This is a genomic window from Burkholderia sp. IT-111MI5 (genome assembly GCF_949752865.1).
In the GTDB taxonomy this organism is placed as follows: domain Bacteria; phylum Pseudomonadota; class Gammaproteobacteria; order Burkholderiales; family Burkholderiaceae; genus Burkholderia; species Burkholderia pyrrocinia_C.
The window spans coordinates 366877-389506 of sequence record NZ_CATKIF010000022.1 but is presented as its reverse complement, the minus strand read 5'-3'; the positions used below and the strand labels follow the sequence as shown (position 1 = coordinate 389506).

General features: G+C 66.2%; 19 protein-coding genes and 1 pseudogene. 9 read left to right on the top strand and 11 right to left on the bottom strand.

Annotation, left to right across the window (positions count from 1 at the left end):
• Positions 1-436: 436 nt before the first annotated feature.
• From ACM6JT_RS20100 to ACM6JT_RS20090, 3 genes are all read right to left on the bottom strand, one after another.
• Positions 437-772 carry a DUF485 domain-containing protein gene (locus tag ACM6JT_RS20100; protein ID WP_414857121.1) on the bottom strand — a complete coding sequence of 112 codons (336 nt, stop codon included), beginning with the start codon at positions 770-772 and terminating at the stop codon, positions 437-439.
• 14 nt (positions 773-786) lie between these two features.
• Positions 787-2466: a sodium:solute symporter family transporter gene (locus ACM6JT_RS20095; RefSeq protein ID WP_034181479.1), complete on the bottom strand. Its 1680-nt coding sequence runs from the start codon at positions 2464-2466 to the stop codon at positions 787-789.
• Between the two features lie 70 nt (positions 2467-2536).
• Entirely contained in the window at positions 2537-3694 is a 1158-nt protein-coding gene (locus ACM6JT_RS20090; protein ID WP_131946238.1) for an amidohydrolase, read from the bottom strand.
• A gap of 448 nt (positions 3695-4142) precedes the next feature.
• Here ACM6JT_RS20090 and ACM6JT_RS20085 point away from each other — a divergent pair, with 448 nt between their 5' ends.
• Positions 4143-4715: an AidA/PixA family protein gene (locus ACM6JT_RS20085; RefSeq protein ID WP_034181481.1), complete on the top strand. Its 573-nt coding sequence runs from the start codon at positions 4143-4145 to the stop codon at positions 4713-4715.
• A 137-nt stretch (positions 4716-4852) separates the two neighbouring features.
• On the opposite strand, the gene ACM6JT_RS20080 is transcribed toward ACM6JT_RS20085, so the two are convergent.
• The 5 genes from ACM6JT_RS20080 to ACM6JT_RS20060 form a co-directional block, all read right to left on the bottom strand.
• Entirely contained in the window at positions 4853-7090 is a 2238-nt protein-coding gene (locus ACM6JT_RS20080; protein WP_414857206.1) for a TOMM precursor leader peptide-binding protein, read from the bottom strand.
• Positions 7091-7178: 88 nt separating this feature from the next.
• A complete protein-coding gene (locus tag ACM6JT_RS20075; protein ID WP_034181483.1) occupies positions 7179-7541 on the bottom strand; it encodes a BMA_0021/BMA_0022 family TOMM bacteriocin in 363 nt (120 codons plus the stop codon).
• Between the two features lie 17 nt (positions 7542-7558).
• Entirely contained in the window at positions 7559-7903 is a 345-nt protein-coding gene (locus ACM6JT_RS20070) for a BMA_0021/BMA_0022 family TOMM bacteriocin (protein WP_105391313.1), read from the bottom strand.
• Between the two features lie 33 nt (positions 7904-7936).
• Positions 7937-11962: a TOMM system kinase/cyclase fusion protein gene (locus ACM6JT_RS20065; protein ID WP_414857205.1), complete on the bottom strand. Its 4026-nt coding sequence runs from the start codon at positions 11960-11962 to the stop codon at positions 7937-7939.
• Positions 11963-11982: 20 nt separating this feature from the next.
• On the bottom strand, positions 11983-12984 hold the full coding sequence (locus ACM6JT_RS20060) for an FHA domain-containing protein (RefSeq protein ID WP_034181485.1): 1002 nt from the start codon (positions 12982-12984) through the stop codon (positions 11983-11985).
• A gap of 808 nt (positions 12985-13792) precedes the next feature.
• On the opposite strand from ACM6JT_RS20060, the gene ACM6JT_RS20055 reads away from it, so the two are divergent.
• The 3 genes from ACM6JT_RS20055 to ACM6JT_RS20045 all read left to right on the top strand — a co-directional run bounded on the left by ACM6JT_RS20055 (position 13793) and on the right by ACM6JT_RS20045 (position 15837).
• Positions 13793-14503 (top strand): PadR family transcriptional regulator, encoded by a 711-nt coding sequence (locus ACM6JT_RS20055; RefSeq protein WP_034181810.1) that lies wholly within the window; start codon positions 13793-13795, stop codon positions 14501-14503.
• A 37-nt stretch (positions 14504-14540) separates the two neighbouring features.
• Positions 14541-15362, top strand: a complete 822-nt coding sequence (locus ACM6JT_RS20050) for a siderophore-interacting protein (RefSeq protein ID WP_414857120.1) — start codon at positions 14541-14543, stop codon at positions 15360-15362.
• A 241-nt stretch (positions 15363-15603) separates the two neighbouring features.
• Complete coding sequence (locus ACM6JT_RS20045; RefSeq protein ID WP_034181811.1) at positions 15604-15837, top strand: hypothetical protein; 234 nt, start codon at positions 15604-15606, stop codon at positions 15835-15837.
• A 26-nt stretch (positions 15838-15863) separates the two neighbouring features.
• On the opposite strand, the gene ACM6JT_RS20040 is transcribed toward ACM6JT_RS20045, so the two are convergent.
• Positions 15864-16445 (bottom strand): undecaprenyl-diphosphatase, encoded by a 582-nt coding sequence (locus ACM6JT_RS20040; protein WP_105391310.1) that lies wholly within the window; start codon positions 16443-16445, stop codon positions 15864-15866.
• A 443-nt stretch (positions 16446-16888) separates the two neighbouring features.
• Here ACM6JT_RS20040 and ACM6JT_RS20035 point away from each other — a divergent pair, with 443 nt between their 5' ends.
• Together ACM6JT_RS20035 and ACM6JT_RS20030 are read left to right on the top strand one after the other, a co-directional pair.
• Positions 16889-17629, top strand: a complete 741-nt coding sequence (locus ACM6JT_RS20035; protein WP_034181487.1) for an acetoacetate decarboxylase — start codon at positions 16889-16891, stop codon at positions 17627-17629.
• Between the two features lie 50 nt (positions 17630-17679).
• Positions 17680-18465, top strand: coding sequence for a 3-hydroxybutyrate dehydrogenase (locus ACM6JT_RS20030; protein ID WP_105391308.1), 786 nt, complete (start codon positions 17680-17682; stop codon positions 18463-18465).
• Positions 18466-18514: 49 nt separating this feature from the next.
• Here ACM6JT_RS20030 and ACM6JT_RS20025 read toward each other — a convergent pair.
• A pseudogene (locus ACM6JT_RS20025) lies at positions 18515-18655 on the bottom strand (RNA-guided endonuclease TnpB family protein); the annotation flags it as partial.
• Positions 18656-18741: 86 nt separating this feature from the next.
• Between ACM6JT_RS20025 and ACM6JT_RS20020 the strand changes: the two are divergent.
• Complete coding sequence (locus tag ACM6JT_RS20020; protein WP_034181489.1) at positions 18742-19959, top strand: patatin-like phospholipase family protein; 1218 nt, start codon at positions 18742-18744, stop codon at positions 19957-19959.
• Between the two features lie 67 nt (positions 19960-20026).
• On the top strand, positions 20027-20491 hold the full coding sequence (locus ACM6JT_RS20015; RefSeq protein ID WP_034181490.1) for a hypothetical protein: 465 nt from the start codon (positions 20027-20029) through the stop codon (positions 20489-20491).
• Between the two features lie 143 nt (positions 20492-20634).
• On the opposite strand, the gene ACM6JT_RS20010 is transcribed toward ACM6JT_RS20015, so the two are convergent.
• On the bottom strand, positions 20635-21519 hold the full coding sequence (locus ACM6JT_RS20010) for a LysR family transcriptional regulator (RefSeq protein ID WP_034181491.1): 885 nt from the start codon (positions 21517-21519) through the stop codon (positions 20635-20637).
• Between the two features lie 121 nt (positions 21520-21640).
• Between ACM6JT_RS20010 and argC the strand changes: the two genes are divergently transcribed.
• Positions 21641-22579 (top strand): N-acetyl-gamma-glutamyl-phosphate reductase, encoded by a 939-nt coding sequence (gene argC, locus ACM6JT_RS20005; RefSeq protein ID WP_243565845.1) that lies wholly within the window; start codon positions 21641-21643, stop codon positions 22577-22579.
• Positions 22580-22630: the final 51 nt, after the last annotated feature.

Below are 22630 nucleotides of genomic sequence, written 5' to 3'. Positions count from 1 at the left end.
CGAATTCGCCGTCGGGTACAGCGGGAAGCGCTAAAAGCCGGGAAGCTTGCAGGATCGCCTCAGACGGCTTCAATCCCGCGATGCATCGTAAGCAGCTAAAAAATCGCTATCCAATGAGATTCTTGTCGCCGGGCGATGCAGGATTTGCATGGCCGCCGGGCAACCGGGTGGCGATCTGCGCCGTAAAAAAAACGCGTATCGGCTGTATCGCCGACACGCGCTCAAGGAGACACGGTTCTGATGCAGAGTGCGCGAATCACCCGGGAAAACCTCGGACTACCGGGAAGCACGACGGTCCAGAAGCCGATTCGGCCGGGCTGCTTCCGCTGGACAGCGCCGCGGAACCGCCTTCGCGCGGCGCATCCATCGGCACCGGTCGCCACACGTTGGCGCGCCGCGTGCCATCGTCGCGCATCCGGACGTGCGGGCTTCTCGCTCAGCCGGCAATCCGGCGAACGAGCGGGTCGATCCAGCGGCCGGCTATCCACACGTACGCTCCCGTCGCGATCGTGCAGAACCAGTACAGCCCGACGCCGACGACGATCCCGAACGTCATCGGCGAATCGGCGGACAAGGGCCGTGTCAGCACGCCCGGCACGAATGCGACGATCAGGATGTACGTAAAGTAGGCGCCCAGCACGAGCAGGCTCATGCCGAAGCTCAAGCGGGCGCGGCGCCGGATCAGACGGGTTACGTCGGGCGCATGCGCGTCGGCGCCTGCATTCGCGCCGGCGCCGGCCGCAATGGCCGTCAGGTGATTGACGTTCGACATGGTTGCTCCAGTGGTCAGTGAGTGTGGGCGGCGCTGATGCCAATCCCTGTCGCACTGCGGAACGTCTGCGCATCGAATCGCGCACGCTCCGCCGCCGCGCGAGCGGACGAATCGGTGATCGACGCGAGCCATGCGACCCCGAACGCCAGCGTCATCGAGAACAAGGCCGGGTTCGCATACGGGAAGAGCGCGACGTCGTGCTTCAGAATGCCCACCCAGATCGTCGGCCCGGTGACGAGGAGCCCGACCGACGACGACAGTCCGACCATCCCGCCGGCCAACACGCCGCGCGTCGTCAATCCCCGCCAGAACATCGACAGCATCAGAATCGGGAAGTTGGTACTCGCCGAAATGGAGAACGCGAGTCCGACCAGGAAGCTGATGTTGAGGTTCTGCACGAGATGCGACAGGAGCAATGCGACCGCCACCAGCACGAACGTCGCCCAGCGAGACACCTTCAGTTCGCGCGCCGGATCAGCTTGTCCCCTGCACACGATTCGCTTGTACAGATCGTGCCCGACCGCCGACGCGCCCGAAATCGTGAGTCCCGCGACGACAGCCAGGATCGTTGCGAACGCCACCGCGGACATGATGCCGAGGAACACATCGCCGCCGAAGTAGTGGCTCAAATGCATCGCCGCCATGTTCCCGCCGCCGATCAGCGTGTGCGTCGCCGGGTCCACGAACGCCGGATTACGGAGCACGAACACGATCGCACCTGCGCCGATCACGACGACCGCGGTATAGAACCATGCGATGAGCCCGGTCGCGTAGAACGCCGATTGCCGGGCCGCTGCGCCATCGCGGACGGTGAACAGGCGGCTCAGAATATGCGGCAGGCCCACCATGCCGAAGATCAACGACATGCCGAGCGAAATCGCGTCGACGGGATTCGTGACAAGCCGGCTCGGCGCCAGCACGGCTACACCGGCCGGATGGGCTTGCACGACCGCGCTCATCAGCCGGTTCGCGCTGAAGCCGGTCGCCTGCAGCACCTTGAACGACAGATACGTGCCGATCGCGAGCATCAGCGCCGCTTTCACGATCTGCACCCACGTGGTGGCCAGCATGCCGCCGATCAGCACGTAGACCAGCACCAGCGCGCCGACCGCCAGCATCGCGACCATGTACGGCACGCCGAACAGCAACTGGATCAGCTTGCCGGCGCCGACCAACTGGATCACGAGGTAGAAAAGCACGATCGCCAGTGAATTCACCGCGGCCAGGATGCGCACCGGTCGCTCTTCGAGACGGAACGCGACGACGTCGGCGAGCGTGAAGCGTCCGAGATTTCGCAATGGTTCCGCGACGAGAAACAACAGGATCGGCCAGCCGACCAGCGTGCCGACGCCGTAGATGATCGCGTCGTAGCCTGAACCGGCCATCATGCCCACCGCGCCGAGGAACGACGACGCGGACATGTAGTCGCCGGCGAGCGCGAAGCCGTTCTGCAACGGCGTCACGCCACCGCCCGCCGTATAGAATTGCGACACCGAGCGGTTACGGCGCGAAGCCCAGTACGTGATGCCGAGCGTCGACGCGACGAAAATCAGAAACGGCGCAAGCGTATACGCGCTCGCAACGCCCTGCGAGTGCGCACCGGCCGCGCACGCCGTGCCCGATGCGAGCACGGCGCACACGCCTGCCGACAGGACGGCCAGCATCCGCCGGGCACGGAACGTTGCGTGTCCCATGATGTTCTCCTCCAGTTTTTTTATGAATGTCCGGATCGCGCGACGTCGATGCAGTCGCACGGTCGTTTTGTCAGGCGGCGAGACGACGACGCACGACTTCGTCGAATATCGCGACGCCGATCGGCGCCACGTCGTCGTTGAAGTCGTATTCGGGGTGATGGCACATATGCCCGCCCTGCCCGAGAAAGAAGTAACAGCCGGGCCGCGCCTCGAGAAAGCGCGCGACGTCGTCGCCGGCCATCAGCGGCGCCACGTCGGTCAACACGTTCGCGGCGCCGACCACCGCGGCCGCCGCATCCATGACGCACCGCGCCGGAGCTTCGGCGTTGATCGTCGGCGGCGTGCCGTGCGAAATATCGAGATCGATCGTGCAATCGTGCGACAGCGCGACGCCCGCGCAGATGTCGCGCAAGCGGCGATGCACGCGTTCACGCGCCGTCGGCGACAGCGCGCGCGTGGTGCCTTGCAGCGACGCGCGATCCGGAATGACGTTCGCCGTCGCACCCGCGACGAACTGGCAGATACTCAGGACCGCGCTGTCCAGCGGGTCGATCGAACGGCTGACGACGGTCTGCAATGCGGTCACCAGCAGCGCGCCGATGGCGATCGGATCGACGCTGCGATGCGGTGTCCCGCCATGACTGCCGGTCCCGCGAATCTCGATCGTGAAGAAGTCCACAGCGGCTAGTTGCGACCCCACGCGTACGCCGATTTTTCCGGGCTGGAGCTGCGGATGATTGTGCAGCCCGTAGATTTCGTCGAACGGGAACCGCTCCAGCAACTGATCGTCGAGCATCGCCTGGCTACCTTTGACGATTTCCTCGGCCGGCTGGAATACCAGCACGACCCGGCCCCTGAACTGGCGATGGTCGGCAATCCGCTTCGCGGCGCCGAGCAGGATCGCGGTGTGTCCATCGTGACCGCAGCCATGAAACAGCCCGTGATGGACCGAACGATAAAACGGTCGACCCTCTTCCTGGATCGGCAACGCGTCCATGTCTGCGCGCAACGCGATCGTGGGGCCCGGCCCACCTGTGCCGTCGATCACGCCGACCACGCCGGTGCGGCCGATGCCGGTATGCGTGTCGATGCCGAACGAGCGCAGCAAATCCGCGACGAACGCAGCCGTGCCGGTTTCCTGAAACGCGATTTCCGGGCGACTGTGGATCTGTCGGCGCCAGGCTTTCATGTCTTCGGACAGCGCGGCAATGGGCGAACTGATCTGCATGTAGCGACTCCTTGTATTGCTGACGCGCGGCAAGCGCGGCGGGGAAACGAACCCTTCGAGCAAGGTTCGACGTCCGGCCGATTCTAGAAATCGCAAAATGCGCAGTCCAATGCAAAGTTCCGGCACTTTCCATGCAGAGACTGCATAGGGCCGCGTCACCGGCGTCGGCGATATTTCGGTGACGGTGCATGCGGGCGGAGTTCCGGCGACGCTGACACAGCCGTACACCGGGTGCAGGATTCACATGCACGCGCCGCACGCCTCGCCATACGCGCACTGTAACCACGTGTAATCGATTTGCAGATCAATCCTCCGTACGCTGTCGATACTCTTCCGCCCGCCCGATTTCTGCACAGGCGCTGCTTCGCAGGATGGGAGAGATACCGGTGCCACGGGCGTCGTCGCTCAGCAGCGTGTTCTTCAACGATAAAACGTGAAAGGAACTGCCATGTCTCATAGCTTGGATACCTTCAAATTCATCGATGTCCTGATTGCGTTCGATGTCGATGAGATTCTGAAAAAGAACAACAACTCGCTCGGCACGGAGCCGGATAAGGCGACCTCGCTCGGAAACGACCCCGATTCCGTCTACATGATCACCCCGCTGGCGGATGCGGCGGATGGCTATAGCCAAGGCTCGGTGCAAGGCGTGTACCAGGGGGAGGCCGGCAGCAACTTGCTGCTCAAGGCCAATGCCGACGACGTGATTTACTGGCGCACCGTGTCTCTGACGTACACGGAAAGCTACAAGTGCTTCCTGTATCGCTTCAAAGCGATCACCCGCAACCTTCTGGGCGAAGTTTCGTACCACACCGAGAACGTCAACGAGCCTTACCCGGTACAGGGCTGGCCCGACAACAACAGTGTGAAAGCGGAGCAGCGCGCGGACTACTGGGCGCAAGCCACCGTGCTCGCTCCCGGCCAAGAGACCTATGCGTTCGTCGTCGCCATTTACGACCGGCGCGCGCAACTGAAGGGCTACGTCACCTGGGATGCCTACCTCACCATCAACAACCGGTGATCTCGAACCGGCGCCTCGACAAGACCGGAACGTGATCGGCGCGAGGCGCCCGGCAGCACCGGGCGGGAGCAATCGGCCCGCCCGCCGCTTTCCGCCGGCGAATCCATCCCGCCGCCATGAAAGGACAACCGGCCAAGTCAAAGAAACAGCAGTGCCGGATTCAGTTCCTGTTCGTCGCACGGCTGCGCGCGCCATCCCAATTCCACTGGAACCGAGTAAAGCCGTCGCGCACCAAACCGCGGCCAGAAATGGCACAACCCCGGCGCGATGACTTGCACCACGGACAAGCCGATGTCGGGCCGCGTCTTGTCGACGACGAGCACGTCCATGCCGGCCGCCGCGATGCGCCCGACGCAATGCGCGAGCGCCGCCGGCAACGACGCAGCGTCGCTCGGCCGCCACGTCGAGTGCGCCGTGCAGCGCACGCCGTTCGCCGGATACAGGAATCCGGTTTCCGACAGTTTGTCGCGATCCCACGGGTGCGGCGCCTCCGCCGCGACATCGAGCAACTGGTTGACTTCGGTTAGCGCGCGCTGCACCGCGAATCGGCCGTCCGGATGGCAGCCGAAGCCGATCGAGAAGCGCCCGTCCTGCGGATTTTCCGCCAGCGCGGCCACGGTCGGCACGCCGAGATCGGTGGTGATGTCGAGCGCCCACAAACGCCACCCGAACGTCGCGTATTCACGCACGAGCGCATCGAAATACGGATCGTCGAAACTCGCGAGATCGACGCCGGGGCGCGGGATCCGGTTGTACCACCAGATCGCGACCGCATCGCGCTCGATCAATTCGAGCATGCCTTGCAAAATCGCCTCGTCGACGTTCGATCCCGCCGCGCAACCGTTGGGATTGTGCACGCATGCGGCGGGCGCCTGCGCGCTGTCTGGCGTTTCCGCATAACAGTAGCTCAGCGGCACGAGGTGGCGCCTGCCGGTCACGAGCGACCAGGCCGGCGTCCAGTCGATGACGTCGCGCGCGGTGAAACGCGGCGGCACCTGCTTTCGAACATCGCGCGTCAATGCATTGATCGCATCGCGCGCGTCGAATTGCCGTTCGCTGAACTGCTGAAGATCGTTCACGTGAATCGGCACGGCATCGCATGCCGGATCGGCGAGCAGGCTTTCGATGCTTCCGGTCAGTGTCGCCTCGTCGCCTTGATACACGCTGCTGTATCGTTCGAGCGCCTCGCATAGCGCGCTCACCCGGGCTTGTTCGTCGGTGCGACCTTTGCCGGAGCAGATCCTGTCGAACCGGTTGCTGCCCGGTACGGCGGCCGGGCACACGAGAAAGCCCGACGCATAGACCTTGCGCAGGCCCGCGTGTCGCTTCGGCATCGGGTGCAGATACGCGATCGCGCCGCTGACCGGCGATATCAGATGGGCGTAACGCTCGAACACCTGTTGCGGATCGGCGGTACGGTAGCCGCCGTCGGCACGCGCCAACGGCGCATGATCGGCGAGTTGCGGCGCCCGCGCCGCCTGCTCGCGCATCCACGCGGGATTGCCGCAGCACGGGCATTGCGGACGCTTCAGCACGCGGTGCCGCTCGGCGGCCAACGTGTCGATGCGCTGCGCCACGATATGCGTTTGCGACCGTTCCGAAACCGTGCGGCTGACCGCGATCTGCTCGACCGTCGCCGCCACGAGCGCCGCCGCTGCTGCTGCCCCGGCACGCGAGGCGGCCGGCGGCAGACGCGTCGCGTCGCTGCCGTGATGGCGCGCAAGCAGCGCCTCGACAGGCCGGTTGATGCGAATCCAGTAGCGCACGCATTCGATGCACGGCGCGTCGGCCAGCGCGCCGCCGCCGGCCAGCAGCGGCCCGATCAGCGTCTGCACGCCACCGGCCGCCACGACGAGCAATGCCCCGCCGCGTGCCGCCACGCGGGCGGCGCACGCGGCGAGATCGTCGCGGTCGTGCGTATCGGTGATCGCGACGGTCAATTCGGCGTCCTGCACGACGTCGATGCCGGCCGTGTCGAGCGCGCGCCTGAGCGCCGCATCGTCGGCACCGAACGCCTCGACCGCGACGCGCAGTTGCACGACGCGCGCGCAGGCCGCGTCGCCGTCGAGCCCGGCGCGCTCGAAGAAGCCGCGCGCCGCATCGTCGTCGTGCGGCGTGTCGGCGTGCACGTAGCCGCGACGCACCAGATGATCGAGCCGCGCGAGCACGTCCCATTCTCCGAACGCGCCGGCAAGCGATGTGACGATCTCGGCGATCGTCATCCGCGCCCGCAGGCAGGCGGCGATCCGCACGAAGATCGCGCCCGACAGCATCGCGCGTTTGAACTCGTCGACGACGAACAGCGTCTCGGGGCCCGCATCGAGCACGAGCAAATGCGGTTTGAAGCGCAACACGCGCGAAAGGTCATCAAGCATCGTCGGGTTCCGTGCAGCGGGTAAACAAACATCGCGGCCCGGGCAGCCGGCCCGGGCACGCGACGGTGCGCGGCGCGACCGCGCCGGATCAGCAGCAGGTGAACAGGTAAGTCGACCCGGCGTCGCTGTACGCCGCGAGTGCAACGGCCTCTTCGTCCCGGCTCAACGGCTGTTCCGGTATGCCGACCGTCATCACGTTGCGCGGCAGGTGCCAGCTCCCGCCGTCCTTCCCGTTGTCCCTCCAGCCATGATCGCCGTCCGGTTCGACGACCTCGATGTCGATGATCCACGGACACTGGTAACCGAAGTATTTCGCGAGCGTGTCCAGCGGCTTCTCCAGCAGCTCGCCCTTGAAGTCCGGGTTTCGCCATGAAAGCGCGATCGCACGCAGATAGACCTTCTGAAACTCCAGCATCGATTCGAGCGTCGGATTAGCATTTTCCTTTGCCATATCGGTTTCCCCTGAAGTCATTCCATGATGGTGATGTGGTTCGCGTTGTAGGCGGCCAGCGCCTGCGCGAATTGCTTCTCGTTCGCCGGCGCGGGCGGCAGAAACAACGTGAGCTTGTTTTTCTGGCCGGCCGTCCAGTCGCCGTTGACGCCCGGTGTCCAGGCCGACGACTTGGTCTGCACCTTCAGGTCGAGCTCGAACGGAAAGTGATAGTCGAAATGCTTGCGCAACGCGTGGATCGGATCGGCCTCGAGTTCTTCGAGAAACGCCGGGGAATGCCACGCGAGGGCGATCGCCCGAATGACGGTTGCCCGGTATTCGAGAAACTGTTCGTACGTCGGTAATCGCAGATCCTTGCTCATCGGTATGTTCTCCTGATTGACGAATGGAACGACTTACGGCAACGACTGCAACATCGCTCCGGCGAGCCTGGCAATGCGGCCCATGCCCGCCGTTGTTGCAACTTCGCATGCGCGCCGGCACGCGGCCAGCGCGGCCACGCCGCCGCATCGCGGGTCGGCCTGGCACAAGTACTCGCACTTCTTCAGCAGCAGCTGTGCTTCGTAATACCGTTCTCCGGTCGACTCGCACCATGCGAGGCACTGCTCGATCTGCGCGAGCGCGGCGCGGTAGTCGCCGTGCTCGGCATCCAGCTCGGCCAGCAGCGACGCGTAGTAGGTCAGCCCGAGCAGGCCGCCCGACTGCCGCTGCGCATCGAGATGCGCGACGACGCCCGCGCGATCGCCTTGCGCCCACGCATGAATGATCGCGGCGTAGTGCCCGACCGCGCGCAGCCGATGCACGTCCGACAGACGCAGAATCGCTTCCGACAGCGTGCGGGCCGCGTCGCGATCGCCCGCCAGCTGGTACGTGCGTGCGAGGTACATCATCGTGACGCCGAGCGTCGGCAGATGGTCGAGGCAGGTCGCGCAATACACAGCGTCGCGCGCCATCGCGAGCGCGGCCTGCGGATCGTCGTCCATGCACCAGCGCACGCTCGCGAGCGACGCCATCGTCCACGCGCGCGTATCGAGCCCCAGGATGCGCCGATGGTCCGCGTCGCGCCGCACGTCGTAGCCGGCCAGCACCGCGTCGAACGCGGCGCGGGCGCGCGCATAGTCGCCGTCGACCCACAGGCTCATGCCGCGCATCGCGTCCGCCGCGACCTGGACGCCGGCATCGCCGCGCTCGGTCGCGAGCGCGTCGAGCCGCATGCCGATCCCGCGCACGGTGGGACGATCGCCGGCGACGTGATAGTAGGTCGACAGCGTCCATAGCGCGCTGATCTCGAGCTCCGGGTCGTCGAGCGTCTGCATCTGCCGCAACAGTTGCTCCGCATGCTCGCGCACCTGCGGGTCCGCCCAGCCGAACCGTGCCATCGTCGCGTGCGTCAACGTGGCGCGGATGCGCGCGCTGTCGTGCTCGCGTTGCGCGTAGTCGGCGTTGCCGAGCCAGTCGAACACCGTCTGCCCGTAGCGGATCGCATCGTCGTAGCGGGAACGTTCGAGTGCGCGGCGCGCCGCGTCGATGCCGTGAGCAACCGCGTCGGTGAAGGCACCGGCGCGCGCGAAATGCCCGGCGACACCGAACGCATGCGCACCGGCGCCGCGGTCGGCTTGCACGACCAGCGCGCGGCCGACGCGTGCGTGGTTGCCGCGCCGCACGGCGGGCGGCATCGATTCATAGGCCGCATCGCGAATCAGCGCGTGGCGGAACGAATAGAACACGCGATCGCGCCGATGTTGCGCGTACACGATCCGCTCTTCGAGCAGCAGCCGCAGATGCGCGTCGAGCGTGGTGCGATCGTGCGGCGATGCGTCGGCGAGCAATTGCGCATCCACCTCGAGCCCGATGGTCGCGGCGAGCTGCGCGGTGTCGCGCGCGTCGTCGATCCGGTCGAACGCGAGACCGAGCATGCCGCCCAGGCTGAGCGGAAGCGGATAAGGGTCCGTTGCCCGCAGCCCCGCGAGCGAGCCGTCCGCGCCATCCGCGCCGTTCATCGTCAGCTCGCGCGCGACGGCCTCGATGAACAGCGGGATGCCCGCCGTGCGATGGGCGAGCTGGTCGAGCCAGGCCGGATCGAGCACGCCCCGGCCCAGACACGCCGACATCAGGCGCTGCGCGTCGTCGCGCGGCAGGCGGCGCAGCACCACGCGTTCGGTCGCGCCGCGCCAGCGCCCGAGCTTGTCGGGGCGCGACGTAAACACGATGCCGAGCGCCGCCGCGTGCGGCGAGCGCTGCAGGTACGCAAGAAAGTCCTCGGTCGAGCGATCGATCCACTGGACGTCCTCGACAACGAGCAGTACCGGCGCACCGTTGCCGAGCGACACGATCAGTTGCCCGAGGACATCGAACAGCGCGTGCTGTTCGCGCGCACTCGACCACAGGAACCCCTTCGCATCGCAGGGCAGCCCCAGCCAGGTCGCGAGCGCGACACGGGCCGCCGCATGATCGCATTCGAGCGGCGCGATCATCGCGTCGATCGCAGCGAGCGCGGGACCGGCCGGGCTGTCGGCGTCGATATGCCAATGCGCGCCGATGAATCGCAGGATCGGAAACAGCGCATGATTCTCCCGCTCGGGCAGGCACCCGCAATGCGCGAAGGCGTGGCCCTGAATCCGGACCGCGTCGCACAACTCGTGCACGAGGCGCGACTTGCCGATTCCGGCGTCGCCGACGACGAGCCGCGGCACACCGTGCGGCGCAGGCTCGCCGCGCATCACGCGACGATGCCGTGCAAGCGTCTCCTGCCACGCGCGCAACAGCGCGTCGAGTTCGCGCGCGCGGCCGACCATCGGCGCCCGCATGCCGGCGTCGAGCGAATCGAACGGCGTATCGGCGCGACGCTCGCCGAGCAATTCATGAACCGGCTGCGGCACGAGGCCCGCCCGCGCCAGCCGCAACGAGGTCGGCCGATAGTCGGCATGCCGTTCGAGCGCAAGCCGCGCATCGTCGCTGATCAGGATCTGCCCGGGCCCGGCAAGCCGCAGCAGCCGCGCCGCCGCGGCGGGCGTCGAGATGCCCGACATGCGCGACGCATGAGCGAGAACCTGCCCGACGTGAATCGCGGCGGCCACTTCGACGCGCCAGCCTTCGCCGCCGGCCGTCGCCGGTACCGACAGCCGTGCACGCTCGGCCACCCGCACCATGTCGAGCGCCGCGCGCGCCGCACGGCGCGCTGGCCGGTCGATGTCGCCGTGCAGGCCAAAATGGAACAGCAGCGTGTCGCCGAGCCGTCCGTCGACCTGCGCGCCATAACCGACGGCGATGTCGGCGCACTTCGTCAGCCATTGCTCCTCGTAGCCGTCGAGCAAGTCGCCGTGATCGGTTCCGGCGTGGCGCCGCCGCCCCTCTCCGGAGATCGTCACGCAACAGCACAGCGTGGTGATCTGACGATACTCGCCCACCGTTGCGATCGTCTCGCCACGCGGCGCGAACGGGCGCGGACGCGTCTGCCCGCTTGCGCGGCCGGCATCGAACTGGCCGACGAGCGCGGCGAAGTTGACCGCGCGAAACGACTCCGCGAGTTCGTCGGCCGACGCGGCGCGCTGTTCCGGATTCTTGCTCAGCGCGCGCCGCAATACCGAGCCGAGCGGATGCGACGCGATCGACCGAGGGAGCGCGACATCCACCGGGCTGAGCTGCTGATAGAGAATGTCGGCCACGCTCGCGCCGTGCATGACGACATCGCCCGTCAGGCATTCGATCACGATCAGACCCCACGCATACAGATCGCTCCTGGGCGTCGGCGGCTCGTTGCGCAATTGCTCTGGCGCGCAGTAGGGCGGCGAGCCGAGCACCTCGGTCGCCAGCGTCGAAGTCTGACGCGCGATGTCTTCCGTGCCGGGCAGCAACGCGCCGATGCCGAAATCGAGAAGCATCGCGTGCGGCCCGTCGTCGGCCATCGTGATCGCGATGTTCTGCGGCTTCAGGTCCCGATGCACGATGCCCCGCCGATGCGCGGCCGCGAGCGCGTCGAGCACCTCCGTCATCAGCCGGCCCGTGTCGACGGCCGACAGCGGCCCCTGCGCTGTGAGCCGGTCGCGCAAGGTCCGGCCCTGTACCAGCTCGAATACGGCGAACAGCCGGCCGTCGGGCGCTACCCCCTTGTCCAGCAACGCCACGATGTTCGGGTGCCGCAGCGCTTCGCACAGGCTCGTCTCGCGCTGAAAGCGCACACGCCGGCGCGCGCGCTCTGTCGCGGTATGCGCGGCGTCGTCCCGCATCAGCTTGATCGCGACGTCCTGCCCCGTCTCGCTGCAGGTCGCGCGAAACACCACGCCATTGCCGCCTTCGCCGAGCAGCGAGCCGAGCCGGTAATGCCACTTGCCGGCAAGTTCCGCGAAAGGCGCGGCGAGCTGGCGCGGTTGCCGGGGTTCAAGTGCTTCCGGCACGACGGGCGCGCGGGACACGGTAGTCAACACGGCCGGTTCTCCCGTGATCACGAGTAGTGGGCGACCGGGTCCGGCGCCGGACGATGCACGCCGATACGCGGCAGGGCGGCCGGCACCGACTGGCATTCGAGATGCTCGCCGCGCATGACGCGGAACGGAAAATCGCCGAACCGGACGCTGCCGCGCCGGCGCTCGACGAGCTGGCTCGCGTCCAGCCCCGGCAGGGCCGCGAACTGGCTCCGGGCGCGGTGAATCTGCACGTTGACATGGGACGTATCGATGCCGAGCATGCGCGCCAGCCGGTCGAGTTCGATCCAGCCTTGCGTGGCGGCGTCGTAGCCGGCCTGCATGTCGGCCGCGCGCGCCCGGGCGAGCGTGACGAGACTGTAGTGATGGGCGCGCTCGCCGAGATCGACCACGCCGCCGCGGACATGCAGCAGCATGCGCACGTGCTCTTCGTCGCGGCTGACGAAGAATTCGAGCAGTTGCGCCGGCGCGGCCGTATCCGCGGGCGCGGCGAGCATCATCGTCGAGCCGTTGCGCACGACCGCCAGGCGCCACGTGACGTCGCCGGTCGATACTTCATCGCCGTCATGAAGCGCGCGCGGCGGCAACGTGTCGTCGCACAGCCATTCGCCGGCCGGCGACCGGACGATCGTGACCGGCTGCGCGGCGCGTGCAGCCAGGATCTGGCGCGGCGCGAGCACGATCGGATGCGCGGCGCCTCGTATCGGCCACAGCGTATCGGCCGGATCGTCGAGCGCATCGACGCGCCACGGCGCGATACCCGCCCTGCCGAACCGGATCACGTCGCCTGGCTGAAGCACCGCGTGCTCGCCGTGGCGCAACGGCACGCCCGAAACCGACGTGCCGTTGCTGCTGTGATCGTGGAGCTCCCACCGCCCGCCGATCCAGCGGATAAGAGCGTGGACTCGGGACACCGACGCGTCCCGGATGACCGTGTCGCAGCGCGCGGCATCGCGGCCGAACACGTGATAGGCGCGGAGCAGGCACGCTTCTCCGGATGAATCGTTCTTGAGTATCGCCATGGTCGCCCCGCGTCGGATTCGCCCGGATCGCTCGAGTGACGCATCGGCGCTGCCGGGCGAGCGATTGATTCGATGATCGCGAACAATGTCGACTGTTCGCCGCTTCGTTACCTGATTTCTCGTCAGCTTCCTTTCGAATCGTTGCTCATCCGGCACCTGTTATTTCGGTCAATTGAATGGTCGACTGTTTTGTTTTTTTAAAATCGAGCAACTTGTTGAAAATCCTGCCAAATAAAATCACGCGCCGCAACCGGAATACTCAATCCCGGGTTTTATATTGCAATGCTTTACATTTTCGACGAATTATCGGGTTGCAAATAAAGGGTCGAAAATCTTCATCGGCGTGCAAGCCGCGACCGACATGCGTTGCCTGGATGAGATCACATTGAATGACGGGCCGGATTCAAACACCTTTGCCGCCGCGGAAATTTTGTTTGATGAATCGGAAATAAATTAAACCATTTCGGGAATTTAAATAATTACCGCCGACGTTTTTAAAATCAGCATTGCTTTATTTATTCCGACAGGCCGTTTCACCACGGCGAGTTTCTCGCAGTGTCATCGGTAGGCGAATGAGGGGCGGTATGGTTGTGCCTCACGATCAATGGCTCACGGCAACCGAGAAATCAGACCTTACGGCGATCGTCCGATCGGCTCGCCAAAGGGGTTGAGGGAACGCATCGACGAGAGCCCTCATCGCAAGCAGACGGATACGGTCGCCCCTCCATCCAACCCCAATAAATCCCCTTGACGCCCTATCTTTCGATATATATCTTTAGATATGTTTTACGACACACAGGACACGATCATGCGACACAACCCCTCCCGCGGCCATGCCCGATGCGACGGTCATGGTGCGCATGCCCGCCCTGACTGGTTCGCCGGTCTCTGGTACGCGATCGGCCGGCACCGTCGCGGCCACGATCCGTTCGGCGGCGGCCCGTTCGGCGGCCGTGGCGGGCGCGGCGGCTTTGGCGATTTCGGCGACGACGGCATGCCGCGCGGCCGCCAGTTCACGTCCGACGATCTCCAGCTGCTGCTGCTCGCGCTGGTCGCCGAGCAACCGAGCCACGGCTACGAGCTGATCAAGGCGCTCGACACGCGTTCGAACGGTTTCTACAGCCCGAGCCCCGGCATGGTGTATCCGGCGCTCACGTATCTCGAGGAAGTCGGCTTCGTCGCATCGCAGGCGGAAGGCAATCGCAAGCGCTATGCGCTGACCGAAGCCGGCCGCGCGCATCTCGACGCGCAACGCGAACGCGTCGACACGCTGTTCGCGCGCCTCACGCACCTCGCACGCAAGATGGAATTCATGCGTCGTGCGTTCGCCGGGGAATCGGCGGGCAACGACGCGCAGGACGAATCGCAGGCCGGCTGGCTGCCGGAGTTCGTCGAGGCGCGCGTCGCGCTCAAGCGGGCGCTGCTGCACAAGAGCGCAGCCGGCCCCGACGAACAGCGCCGCATCGCGGCAATCATGCGCCGCGCGACGGCCGAAATCGAAGGCGGCACCGGCGCGTAATCCGCGCCGCGCCGCCAAACCGAAGGAGAATGGATTGATGCAGAGCACATCCGAGCGCACCGTGACCCGCGTGCGCCATACCCTCAAATTCCGCCTGCTGCAGGTACTGCGCGTGCATGCCGTGACGCCGCATCTGCTGCGCGTCACGCTCGGCGGCTCCGATCTCGCGGATTTCGAATCCGCATCGTTCGATGATCACGTGAAGGTGTTTTTCCCGCCGCCCGGCGCCGAACGGCCCGCGATGCCGACGCTCGGCGCAAACGGCCCCGAGTTTCCCGAAGGCGAACCGAAGCCGGTCGCGCGCGACTTCACGCCGCGCCGCTTCGACCGCGCCGCGTGCGAACTGGATCTGGAATTCGTGCTGAACCATCCCGGCCCCGCATCGCAGTGGGCTGCGCAGGCGCGCGTCGGCCAATGGCTGGGTATCGGCGGGCCGCGCGGTTCGTTCGTCGTCCCGACCGGTTTCGACTGGCACCTGCTGATCGGCGACGATACGGCGCTGCCGGCTGTCGCACGGCGTCTCGAGGAACTGCCGGCCGGCGCGCGCGCGGCGGTCGTGCTGGAAGTCGCGGATCGCACCGCGCAGATTTCGTTCGATACGCGCGCCGACGTGCATGAAATCTGGCGCTTCCGCGCGGAAGCCGACGCGGCGAACGGCGACGTGCTGCTGAATGCGGTTCGCGACCTGCCGCTGCCGCCGTCCGGCGACGGCTACGTGTGGGCGGCCGGCGAAGCGCTGTCGATGCGCGCGGTACGTCAGCACCTGACCGGCGAGCGCGGCGTCGACAAGTCGCGCATCCGCGCGGCGGCCTACTGGAAGCGCGGCGCGGCGGCCGTGCACGAAACGCTGGAAGATTGACGCGACGGGCTCCCGGCATACGGGCTCCCGGCATACGGGCTCCCGGCGTACGGGCACCCGGCATACGGGCTCCCGGCCACGGGCATCCGGCAGACAGGCTCCCCGGCCGGCGAACGGGTGATGCGACCGTGGCGCCGGCGCACCAACGGGCTTGGCATCGGCATCGCGGCTGGTATATATGTACGTCTGCGTCGCCGCTGTCACGCGACAGCCGCCGCAGCCCGTCCAGGAGCGCCCGGTCATGACAAAAGAAAGCCACGCTTCGCCTTTCCTTCGCAACCTGAAGATCGCCGGCTATTGCGGCCTCGCCGCGGTCGTACTCGCGCTGTTCGTCGCGATGTGCGCGATCCTGAAGGAAAGCGCCCTTGAACGCGACGCCGCGCAGCATCCGGCCGATACGCCCGAACTGCACGATGCGGGCGGCGGCCCGTCCGCATCGGCCGAATCGGCCCACACGCCGGGCTCGCCCGGCTGACGGCGTCCTGCCCGACTTCCTTCCGCTTACGGCGCGTGCCGGCGCCCCGTCACGACCGCGTGCACCGAATCGCCGAACCGTTCGAGCAGCGCGGTCACACGTTGCCCGTACAGGTGCGCAGCCAGCGCGCCGGCCGTGCCGACCAGCACGCCGCCCGCCATGTCGAACGGCCAGTGCACGCCCGCATAGATACGCCCCCACGCAATCGCCGCGGCCATCGCGGCCATCACGAACCCGGTGAGCCGGGTCGTGCCGCCGAGCATCAGGCCGACCGCCATGCTCCACGCGAACGTCATGTGATCGCTCGGAAACGAGCTGTCCGGCGCATGCGGAATCAGCTGCGCGCCGACGCCGGCCATGAACGGCCGCGGCGAGAACCAGAAATGCCCGAGCAGCTGCGCGAGTATGAGTGCCGCGCATACGCCGACGCCGGCTTCGATCGCCTGGCGCCGCGTCGGGCGCGCGCCGAAGATCCAGGTCAGCAGCAGCATCGCGGGCAGCGCATAGACGAGCCAGTCGGCGGCGAAGATCGCAACGCGGGCCACGCCCGGCTGCGGCGCATGCCCGGCGTTGATGGCGGAAAAGAGGGCGAGATTGAGGTTCTGCATGAATCCGGTTGCGTGGAGCATAAAGATTCGACCGGTTGCCCGGTCGGATACGAACGATGCTAGGGCGCGCCCGCTTAAGCGATGCTTAATGAATGCGGCAGGCCTGCGGGACAGGGCGCGACCGCCGTGGCGAACGCACTTAGAGCGCGCAGTGCAATACAAGTTCACGAAATTGTCATATTCACGCGCGACCGTCTCCCGGAAAGGCTCACCTGACATCCCGTAAAGGCTCACCTTTTTCACATCGTGGCGTCATCGACGTGTGCGAGCATCGGGGCGCCGGGCGCCATCCACGCCGTTTGCGTCGTTCGTCTCAATATTTGCGCGGTAAATCCGTCGAAATCGGCAACAATTAATTCCAAATGCGGCATCGCACAACGGCAACGCACAGGCATACGATTACGAGCACTCATCCACGAAGCGATCAACAACAAGGAGTCCGCATGAAACCCAGCGATGTCCGATCGAAAGCGTTTGCGATGCCGTTGACCAGCCCTGCCTTCCCGATGGGCCCGTACCGTTTCGTCGACCGTGAGTTTCTGATCATCACGTATCGCACCGATCCGGACCGTCTCCGCGAAATTGTCCCCGAGCCGCTGCAGATCACCGAGCCGCTCGTGCATTACGAATTCATCCGCATGGCCGATTCGACCGGCTTCGGCGACTACACCGAAAGCGGCCAGGTGATTCCCGTCGAATACAACGGCCAGCCGGGCGGCTACACGCTCGCGATGTATCTCGACGATCACCCGCCGATCGCCGGCGGCCGCGAGCTATGGGGCTTCCCGAAGAAGCTCGCGTCGCCCACCCTGCACGTGAACACCGATCACCTGCTCGGCACGCTCGACTACGGCAAGGTGCGCGTCGCAACCGGCACGATGGGCTACAAGCACAAGGAACTCGACATCGACGAGCAGACGAAGCGTCTCGCCGGCCCCAATTTCCTGCTGAAGATCATTCCGCACGTCGACGGCACCGCGCGCGTATGCGAACTGGTGCGCTACTACATGCAGGACATCAAGATGAAGGGCGCGTGGACGGGCCCCGCATCGCTCGAGCTGGCGCCGCACGCGCTCGCGCCGGTAGCCGACCTGCCCGTGCTCGAGATCGTCGAAGCCCGGCACCTCGTCGCAGATTTGACACTCGGTCTCGGCGAAGTCGTCTACGATTACCTGGCTCAGTAACACGTCCGCAGTCCTTCTCCCTGTCAATCCTTTCACCACGGGAATTCGAAATGAGCAACCTGAATGGCAAGACCGCAGTCGTCACGGGTGCCGCGAGCGGCATCGGCAAGGAAATCGCGCTGGAACTCGCGAAAGCGGGCGCGGCCGTCGCGATCGCCGACCTGAACCAGGACGGCGCGAATGCGGTCGCCGACGAGATCAACAAGGCAGGCGGCAAGGCGATCGGCGTCGCGATGGACGTGACGAACGAGGAAGCCGTGAACAGCGGCATCGACAAGGTTGCCGAAACGTTCGGCTCGGTCGACATCCTCGTGTCGAACGCGGGCATCCAGATCGTGAACCCGATCGAGAACTACGCGTTTTCCGACTGGAAGAAGATGCAGGCGATTCACGTCGACGGCGCATTCCTGACGACGAAGGCCGCGCTCAAGCACATGTACAAGGACGATCGCGGCGGCGTCGTGATCTACATGGGTTCGGTGCACTCGCACGAAGCGTCGCCGCTGAAGTCGGCGTACGTGACGGCCAAGCACGGCCTGCTCGGACTCGCACGCGTGCTCGCGAAGGAAGGCGCGAAGCACAACGTGCGCTCGCACGTCGTGTGTCCGGGCTTCGTGCGCACGCCGCTGGTCGACAAGCAGATTCCGGAGCAGGCGAAGGAGCTCGGGATCAGCGAAGAGGAAGTGGTGAAGAAGGTGATGCTCGGCAACACGGTCGACGGCGTGTTCACGACGGTGCAGGACGTCGCGCAGACGGTGCTGTTCCTGTCGGCGTTCCCGAGCGCCGCGCTCACCGGCCAGTCGTTCATCGTCAGCCACGGCTGGTTCATGCAGTAACGTCCTCGCCTCCCTGACGGGAGGCGATTCCCGCACCCGGCGGCGCACGTCCGCACCGGAACTTCCTGTTCCGCTCGAGCGTGTGCTTCCGCGTGTCGTTGCAGAAGTTCCAGACGTAGTTCACCGCACGGCTCCGTTTGTTCAGGAGTCCGTCGGGCGACTTCACGCGATAGCGGTAGACAAGGATCATACCGATCATTCCAACGATGGAATGCCGTCTGTCGACGTCACTCCTTTCCTCTCCGCCATCGATGGCGGGATTTCTCGGAGCAACTGATGAAACCGCATGCCCGTACAGAAAAGCAGGCCGTCGATGCGACGGACTTGCATCACGAAGCCGGCCCGCCGGCCACTGCGCGGTCATTGCCGTACGAAACGATCGCGCTCGTCCTGCAGGGCGGCGGCGCGCTCGGCGCGTATCAGGCCGGCGTGTTCGAAGGGCTGCACGAGGCGGGCATTCCGCTCGACTGGATCGCGGGCATCTCGATCGGCGCGCTCAACACCGCGCTGATCGCCGGCAATGCGCCCGAGCATCGCGTCGAGCGGCTGCGCGAGTTCTGGGAAACGATCTGCCAGCCGGCGTTCTTTCCGGCGATTCCGGCCGCGTTCGAATTCGCGCTGTTCAACAGCATCGACCAGATCCGCACGTTCTTCACCGCGTCGCAGGCTGCGAGCGCGATGATGCAGGGCCAGCAGGGCTTCTTCTCGCCGCGCTTCCCGCCGCCGCTGCCGGGCGTGTCCGACCATCCTGAAAAGATCAGCTGGTACGACACGTCGGCGCTGCGCACGACACTGCTGAAGCTGTGCGACTTCGACCGGATCAATTCGGGCGAGACGCGCATATCGGTCGGTGCGGTCAATGTCGGCACCGGCAACTTCGTGTACTTCGACAACTCGCGCATCCGTCTCGCACCCGAGCATTTCATGGCGTCCGGCGCGCTGCCGCCCGCGTTCCCGCCGGTCGAGATCGACGGCGAGTATTACTGGGACGGCGGTGTCGTGTCGAACACGCCGCTGATGGAAGTGCTCCGCGCACGGCCGCGCAGCGACACGCTCGCGTTCCAGGTCGATCTGTGGAGCGCGCGCGGGCCGCTGCCGCGCACGATGGCCGACGTCGCCGAACGCACGAAGGACGTGCAGTATTCGAGCCGCACGCGTTTCGTCACCGATACGCTGCAGCGCGAACAGCGCTACCGCAACGTGCTGCGCCACGTGCTCGAGCAGGTGCCGGAAGAGCAGCGCAAGAACGACCCGTGGTGCGTCGAGGCCGACGCGATGTCGAGCGGGAAGAAGTACAACATCCAGCACCTGATCTATCAGCAGAAGGCGTACGAGCATCACTACAAGGACTATCAGTTCGGTCTGTCGACGATGCGCGACCACTGGTCCGCGGGTCTCGACGACATCCGCAAGACGCTCGCGGTGAAGGACGGCCTCGCGCTGCCCAACAACGACGCGGGCTTCGTGACGCACGACATTCACCGCCGCCGGTGATGCCGTGTGCGACGGATCGGTGCGATGCATGCACCGGTCCGTCCTCTTCTCCGATCTCCGATTCGACATGCCGATTTTCATCGCACTGTTCGCGCTCATCGCTTTGGGATGGGGCGCGGTTCACCTGTTTCACGTCATCGCCGCGCAGTTCGGGCAGCCGGTCGCGATCGCGGCCGCGGTGCTCGCCGGCGCGATCCTGATCGCGCTGGTCGCGTGGTGGATCAAGCGTCGCCGCGACATCGCACCGAATACCAGGGAAGAAGGCTGGACGCATATCGTGCATCGCGCGTGGGGCGAGTTGCGTGTGTCTGCGACGCAAGGGCTGCTGTGGCTGTCGCACGACGGCGCGGACGGTCGTTATACGCTGTCGCAGCTCGACGGCTGCCAGGCCGCGCCGATCGGCGGCCGCTGGCATCTCGTCGTGCACGTGCGCGACGCGGTGCGCAGCGAATGGAAGCTGCCGATGACGGACAAGCGCGATGCGCAGCGCTGGGCGCGGGTGCTGACGCTGGCGAAGGACAACCGGCTGTAACGCGGGCCGCGGCCGCGAGCGGGCGCCGGCGCGGGCTGCCCGCACGTAGACGCACTGGGCGACATGCCGAAGCAATCGGCGTGGCGCATGTTGCGTCCGACCGGTTCGCACCTGCGGCGCGCGTCCTGAACGGCGCTGCCTCCCTATCGCGCGCCGAGCGCCCATAACGCATCGAGCACGTGCTGCGTCGGCCGCTCGACCGGGCCGGCCCGATGGGCGATGCCCAGTTCGCGCCACAACGTCGGGCGCAACGGCCGCATGACGATACGTGCGTCGGGCAAAGGGGCACCCGCCTCGTGCGGCAGCAGCGTCGCGCCGTAACCGGCGGCGACCAGGCTCTTGATCGCATCGTTGTAGTTGAGTTCGATGCGCGGCTCGGGCCGGTGGCCGCCGAGCGCGAACCATTCCGTCGTGAGCCGCGACAGACGCGTGGTCGCATCGTTGAGAATCAGCGGACGCGCGGCCAGATAGGCCGGCGTCACGCGAGCCGGAAGCCGCCAGTCCGCGGGCAGGAAAGCCATCACCGGATCACGCCGCCACGCGCGGATCGACAGCCCCGCGACCGACGTCTGCGGCAGCGCCACCAGCCCGACGTCGAGCGCGCCCTGCGCAATCCGCGCCAGGGTGTCCTGCGACGTGAGCACCGCAATCTGGACATCGATGTCCGGATGTTGCTCGCGCAGCCGGGCCACTGCCTGCGGCAGCAGGTGCGCGATCGCCCCGGTCGACGCACCCAGGCGCACCCGTCCGGTCAGCCCCTGCACCTGACGCTGCACGTCGTCGAGTGTCGACTCGACCTCGGCCAGCAGACGGCGCGCCCGCTCCACCAGCACTTCACCGATGGTCGACGGCCGCACGTTTCCGCGCGTGCGGGACAGCAGCGGCACGCCGATGCGGCTTTCCAGTTCGGCTATGTGAAGACTGACGGTCGGCGGCGCGAGATGAAGCAGTTGTGCCGCGGCCGCGAAGGATCCCTGGTCGGCGATCGCGACCAGCGTGCGCAGGCGGTCCAGACTGATCTCCCGCATTTCCCACCTCTCGTTCAGGAAAACTGAATCCAACAATCAGTAAATTCAACTTTTCCTATTCTAGGCGTTCGGTGGACGATACGGTTTCTCCCGACGACCGAACGCAAGGAACGCGACCATCATGAGCCTCCCCACTGTCTATATCGACGGCGATCAAGGCACGACCGGACTGCAGATCCACGAGCGCCTGCGCGAGCGCAACGATTTGCAGCTGCTCACGCTGCCGGCGGCCGAACGCAAGGATCCCGTACGGCGCGCCGAGGCAATCAACGCGTGCGATATCGCAATTCTGTGCCTGCCCGACGCAGCCGCGCGCGAAGCGGTCGGCTTCATCCGGAATCCTGAGGTACGCGTGATCGACGCGAGTTCGGCCCATCGCACGCAGCCGGAATGGGTCTACGGCTTTCCCGAGATGGTCGATGGGCACGCGCAGAAAATTGCGCATGCGCGGCGCGTCACCAATCCGGGCTGCTACCCGACAGGCGCGATCGGCTTGCTTCGGCCGCTGCAACAGGGTGGCCTGCTGCCGCGCGACTATCCGGTGAGCATCCATGCCGTCTCCGGTTACTCCGGCGGCGGGCGGACCGCCATCGACGAATTCGAATCGGACGGGGCTTCGCGCGCGAAACCGCTGCAGGTCTATGGCCTCGCACTCGCGCACAAGCACGTGCCCGAGATCCAGCTGCATGCCGGGCTCGCGCACCGTCCGTTGTTCGTGCCGGCTTACGGCGCCTATCGGCAAGGCATCGTGCTGACCGTGCCGATCGAGTTGCGCCTGCTCCCGGCCGGCGTGACCGGCGAGCGGCTGCACGCGTGTCTCGCACATCACTACGCGGACGCGCGTCATGTCGATGTCACGCCGCTCGCGGACACGCGCGCGATCACGCATCTCGATCCGCAAGCGCTGAACGGCACCAACGACCTTCGGCTCGGCGTGTTCGTCAATGCCGATCACGGTCAGGTGCTGCTGTCCGCCGTGTTCGACAATCTCGGTAAAGGAGCATCCGGCGCAGCCGTGCAGAATCTCGACCTGATGCTCGGTGCGTCGAGTGCGGCATGACCCGCCCGCCGGCACCGTCGAAAGCCGGCCCGGCGAGCGGATCGACAGCGC

Bases quoted from the DNA above. Each gene is read 5' to 3' on its own strand.
- ACM6JT_RS20070 (WP_105391313.1), bottom strand. From the start codon at position 7,903: ATGAGCAAGGATCTGCGATTACCGACGTACGAACAGTTTCTCGAATAC.
- argC (WP_243565845.1), top strand. From the start codon at position 21,641: ATGAGCCTCCCCACTGTCTATATCGACGGCGATCAAGGCACGACCGGA.
- ACM6JT_RS20050 (WP_414857120.1), top strand. From the start codon at position 14,541: ATGCAGAGCACATCCGAGCGCACCGTGACCCGCGTGCGCCATACCCTC.
- ACM6JT_RS20080 (WP_414857206.1), bottom strand. From the start codon at position 7,090: ATGCTTGATGACCTTTCGCGCGTGTTGCGCTTCAAACCGCATTTGCTC.
- ACM6JT_RS20020 (WP_034181489.1), top strand. From the start codon at position 18,742: ATGAAACCGCATGCCCGTACAGAAAAGCAGGCCGTCGATGCGACGGAC.
- ACM6JT_RS20045 (WP_034181811.1), top strand. From the start codon at position 15,604: ATGACAAAAGAAAGCCACGCTTCGCCTTTCCTTCGCAACCTGAAGATC.
- ACM6JT_RS20035 (WP_034181487.1), top strand. From the start codon at position 16,889: ATGAAACCCAGCGATGTCCGATCGAAAGCGTTTGCGATGCCGTTGACC.
- ACM6JT_RS20030 (WP_105391308.1), top strand. From the start codon at position 17,680: ATGAGCAACCTGAATGGCAAGACCGCAGTCGTCACGGGTGCCGCGAGC.
- ACM6JT_RS20100 (WP_414857121.1), bottom strand. From the start codon at position 772: ATGTCGAACGTCAATCACCTGACGGCCATTGCGGCCGGCGCCGGCGCG.
- ACM6JT_RS20085 (WP_034181481.1), top strand. From the start codon at position 4,143: ATGTCTCATAGCTTGGATACCTTCAAATTCATCGATGTCCTGATTGCG.
- ACM6JT_RS20015 (WP_034181490.1), top strand. From the start codon at position 20,027: ATGCCGATTTTCATCGCACTGTTCGCGCTCATCGCTTTGGGATGGGGC.
- ACM6JT_RS20075 (WP_034181483.1), bottom strand. From the start codon at position 7,541: ATGGCAAAGGAAAATGCTAATCCGACGCTCGAATCGATGCTGGAGTTT.
- ACM6JT_RS20055 (WP_034181810.1), top strand. From the start codon at position 13,793: ATGCGACACAACCCCTCCCGCGGCCATGCCCGATGCGACGGTCATGGT.
- ACM6JT_RS20040 (WP_105391310.1), bottom strand. From the start codon at position 16,445: ATGCAGAACCTCAATCTCGCCCTCTTTTCCGCCATCAACGCCGGGCAT.
- ACM6JT_RS20090 (WP_131946238.1), bottom strand. From the start codon at position 3,694: ATGCAGATCAGTTCGCCCATTGCCGCGCTGTCCGAAGACATGAAAGCC.
- ACM6JT_RS20095 (WP_034181479.1), bottom strand. From the start codon at position 2,466: ATGGGACACGCAACGTTCCGTGCCCGGCGGATGCTGGCCGTCCTGTCG.
- ACM6JT_RS20010 (WP_034181491.1), bottom strand. From the start codon at position 21,519: ATGCGGGAGATCAGTCTGGACCGCCTGCGCACGCTGGTCGCGATCGCC.
- ACM6JT_RS20060 (WP_034181485.1), bottom strand. From the start codon at position 12,984: ATGGCGATACTCAAGAACGATTCATCCGGAGAAGCGTGCCTGCTCCGC.